The 1,530-nt window shown below is 61.2% G+C and carries 1 protein-coding gene; it reads left to right on the top strand.

Going from position 1 to position 1,530, the window contains the following annotated elements; genetic code table 11:
- Positions 1 to 159 precede the first annotated feature (159 nt).
- The coding region (locus SO140_RS45805; protein ID WP_498544179.1) for an integrase catalytic domain-containing protein at positions 160 to 1,530 on the top strand (1,371 nt) is incomplete at its 3' end.

The raw sequence follows: 1,530 nt of genomic DNA, 5'->3' as shown, positions 1-1,530 counted from the left end.
TCCGTGATTCGTTCCTCGTTCATTCGCTCTCTCCTCGGCTATCCAAGGAGGGGGCAATTCCTCGTGACGCCGAGGGGCGCATTGCCTCACTAAAAATGTTACCGGACAACTTCCCTGTCGAGTCTGGGGCGGAGCTGCCGAATCAGTTCGGTGGCGGCTATGGCAGGGAAGATCAGCATGCGCGCAAGGCGCGAGATCACATCAGCGCTGGCCGAGCGTTATCGGGCGAGCGGGCGGCCCGAGAAGGGACGGATCCTAGACGAGCTGTGCGCCGTTACGGGATGGCATCGCAAGCACGCGATCCGAGCACTGTCAGTGGACGGGGCATCGGGATCGGCCGTGCCGCGGCGACGGGGCCTGGCCTACGGGGCTTCCATTCGCGTTGCACTGATTGTGCTATGGGACGCCTCAGACCGGCTCTGCAGTAAGCGGCTCGTCGCGATGATCCCGTTCTTGCTTCCGGCACTTGGACGGCACGGCAGATTGAAGCTTTCTGCCGATGAGCGGTCGCAGGTTTTGAAGGTGAGCGCGGCGACGATCGATCGCCTGCTGAGCGACGTTAAGATCGCAGCAGCCGGAGGACGCCGACGGCGGGCCGGCTTTTCCAGTGCCGTACGGCGGCAAGTCCCGGTGCGCACATTCAATGACTGGGGATCACCTCCGCCGGGTTACTGCGAAGCGGATCTGGTTGCGCACGGCGGCATGTCCGTATCCGGCGCGTTCATTCAGACGCTAACAATGGTGGATATCGCAACGGGGTGGACCGAATGCTTTCCGCTCGTCGTGCGTAAAGCAACTCTTGTGGTCGAGGCTCTCGAGCGCGCGCAGAACCTATTTCCCTGGCCCGTTCGCGGGCTCGATTTTGACAACGATAGCGCCTTCATGAACGACACGGTCGTGTCGTGGTGCCGCTCTCACGATGTCGAAATCACTCGTTCCAGGGCCTACAAGAAGAACGATCAGGCGTTCGTTGAACAAAAGAACGGAGCTATCGTTCGCCGCTTGGTGGGCTACGGGCGGTTTGAAGGCACTGACGCCGCTCGCTCATTAGCTCGCCTGTTTGCGGCGGCACGGCTGCACATCAATTTCTTCCAGCCCTCGTTTAAGCTGAAGGAGAAGCACCGCGAAGGTGCCAAGGTGATCAAGCGCTATCTTCCTCCCGCTACGCCGTACGAAAGAGCATTGGTCCACCCGAGGCTCAATGAGGCATTCAAACGTCGGCTGCGGGAGATTTACCGCACGCTTGATCCGGTGGCATTGCTGGCACAGATGCGGGACGCTCAAAATGAGCTGGGCGAGCGCGTTGATCAGCGAGCTGGAAAGCCAGCGATGACTGTCGCGCCGGTGCAAAGCGACTTGGCGCCCTTTGCCCGAGAGCTCGGCGATGGTTGGAAACAGGGTGAGCAGCGGGCATTCATCGGCGCCGCTATGTGCGGCGCAAACCTGTGCCACGTCGGCCATCGATGCTCGACCCCTACATTCCCATTATCGAGGAATGGCTCGCCGCGGCTCCGCACTTGTCCGCGGTCG

The organism is Bradyrhizobium sp. UFLA05-108, from assembly GCF_059803455.1.
Note: the sequence above shows the minus strand (reverse complement) of the source record. Positions and strands in the feature narration are given on the sequence as shown.